The sequence below is a fragment of the Streptococcus parasanguinis genome, from assembly GCF_001578955.1.
Classification (GTDB): Bacteria; Bacillota; Bacilli; order Lactobacillales; family Streptococcaceae; genus Streptococcus; species Streptococcus parasanguinis_U.
Map to the genome: position 1 here is coordinate 394,087 of NZ_KQ969689.1, position 2,660 is coordinate 396,746.

A 2,660-nucleotide genomic window follows, 5' to 3' on the forward strand; every position below is an offset into this window, starting at 1 on the left:
ATCTCATGGTCACAAATTCTTCGGATCCAGTTGGGTGAATGGCGACAGTTGCATCGAAATCGGCTTTTGTCGCTCCCATCTTGATAGCAACTGCAAATCCTTGGATCATTTCATCGACTCCGTAGCCAAGACCATGAAGGCCAACGACCTTTTCTTCGGGACCAGCAGTGATGAGTTTGAATTTTGCTTGCTGGCGGTGTTGGGTTACAGCAGTGTACATGGAAGCAAATTGAGAAGTATAGACTTTGATATTCTCTTTTCCATAAGTTTGCTGGGCTTCTTCCTCCGTTAGGCCAACGGTTCCGATAGAGGGGTGAGAAAAGACAACAGTCGGGATGTTTGTATAATCCATTTTGGCATTGACTTTTCCATTGAATAGTCGTTCAGAAAGAGTGCGTCCAGCTTTAATAGCAACAGGGGTTAATTCTTTTTCTCCTGTGACATCCCCAAGAGCATAGATTCCTGGAATAACTGTATTCTGGTATTCATCCACTGCAATGAATCCTTTTTCATTTAAGGTGACGCCTGCAGCTTCTAGATTGAGATCCTGAACGTTTGGTTTTCGTCCTGTTGCCCAGATAACATGATCTGCCACGTGGCTGGTCATATCCTCAAAATAAATCTTCACACGACCGTCTTCTAATTTTTCAAGCTTCATGGGAACCTTATGTTTGTGAAGCGGAAGGTTTTGTTTTTTCATTTCTTCCATTAAGCCATCGACAATGTAGGAATCAAAACTACGTAAAACCCGATCTTTTCGGATGAAGAGGTCTGTTTGGACTCCTAAATGGTGGAGCACACCAGCTAGTTCCACCGCGATGTAGCCAGCCCCAATAATGGCAACGGAACTTGGCAGTTCTTCCCAAGCAAAGACATCATCAGAAGTTTCGCCAAATTCAGCTCCAGGAACAGAAGGAATAAAGGGATGGGCACCGGTCGCAATCACGATATGCTTGGCCTTAATGGTTTCCCCATTTACCTCAATTGTATGAGCATCTACAAAACGGGCACGTCCTTCAATTCGTTCAACCCCATTGCGTTTAAAACTACCATCATAGGAATTACGGGAACGGTCAATATAGGCTTCGCGATTTTTTCTTAAGGTTGCAAAATCAAATCTGGTTTGTTCAGAAGTAAATCCATAGTCTGGTCCATAATCGCGAATAGCTTCTGCAATTTGCGCACCATACCACATAATTTTTTTAGGCACACATCCTCTGTTGACACAGGTGCCACCCAGTTGTTTTTCTTCAATGACGGCAGCCCGAGCTCCGTGCTCCCCAGCCCGGTTCATCGTAGCGATTCCTCCACTACCTCCACCAATTGAAATAATATCAAATTCTTTCATGTTTTCCTCCTAAATGGGATTTCAGTTTGATTGTAATATCAACTGTTACAAAAGTCAAGGGTTTAGCATGTTACCAAGCATTTAAATTTCATTTTGCCGTGTCAGTTTTAGATAGAAAAGTAAGGAAATATGGTATACTATGGTATAGAATAAAACGCTTTCTTTGATGGAGAAAAACGATGAAGAAATTGAAAAAATGGCAACTATTTACAGCTGCAGGTGCAGCAATTGTGGTGATTGGAACAGGAAGTGTGATGATGTTTTCGCACCCAAGTAGTCCTGATCAGGCAATCACGAAAGAAACTCCAATGGTGCAAACGGTCAAGGATGGATCGATCGCTTCTTCGGTCTTGTTAACTGGGAAAGTCACTGCCAATCAGGAACAGTATGTCTATTTTGATGGAACCAAAGGGGATTTGCAGTCGATTTTGGTCAATGTAGGAGATCAAGTAACGGCAGGTCAGCCAATTGTTCAGTATAGCAGTACAGAGGCCCAAACCGCTTATGATGCAGCCGTTCGTGCTGTCAATAAGGCAGATCGTCAGTTAAATGACTTACTGACAAATGGTGTGACCATTGATACGACAGGAGATGAAGAAGCAGATGCCAAATCAGCTGCGCAGACCCAACGAACAGTTGATTCTCAAGCTAGCGATTTACGAGATGCCAAGTCGGATGCGGTCGATAATATGAACAAGGCTAAGGCACTTCTGGATGCGACGACGGTCAAGAGTAACACAGATGGCACTGTGGTCGAAGTTAACAAAGATGTTTCAAAATCGACTACGGGGACCAACCAAACTCTGGTTCACATTGTGAGCAACGGAAATTTACAAGTCAAAGGGGAATTATCTGAATACAATTTGGCCAATATCTCTGAAGGTCAGGAAGTGGTCCTCACTTCCAAGGTTTATCCGGATAAAACCTGGACAGGAAAGATTTCTTATGTAGCGAACTATCCGACCGATGCGGGTCAAGCAGGTGCCAATGCAGCAGGTGGAACACAAGGAAGCGGTGGAGCCAAGTACCCATTCACAGTAGATATTACCAGTGAAATTGGGGAACTCAAACAAGGCTTTTCTGTCAATATTGAAGTCAAAAGTTCTACTCAACATCCACTTGTTCCCGTGACAAGTGTCATGGCTGATGGGGATACGAGTTATGTATGGACGGTCGAAAATGGCAAGGCTAAGAAAGTAAAAGTGACGCTTGGTAACGCCGATGCTGAAAACCAGGAAATTTTGTCAGGCTTGAAGAAAGATGCTCAAGTTATTGTGAATCCTAATGAGAAACTGGAAGATGGAAAAGAGAT

Annotated in this window: 2 protein-coding genes; one reads left to right on the plus strand and one right to left on the minus strand. The window is 43.4% G+C overall.

Features of this window, described 5'->3' with window-relative positions; genetic code table 11:
* On the minus strand, positions 1–1,348 hold a 1,348-nt coding region (gene gorA, locus SPADD19_RS01875), incomplete at its 3' end, for a glutathione-disulfide reductase (RefSeq protein WP_014713634.1).
* A gap of 179 nt (positions 1,349–1,527) precedes the next feature.
* Between gorA and SPADD19_RS01880 the strand changes: the two genes are divergently transcribed.
* A partial coding sequence (locus tag SPADD19_RS01880; protein ID WP_061455057.1) for an efflux RND transporter periplasmic adaptor subunit occupies positions 1,528–2,660 on the plus strand: 1,133 nt, incomplete at its 3' end.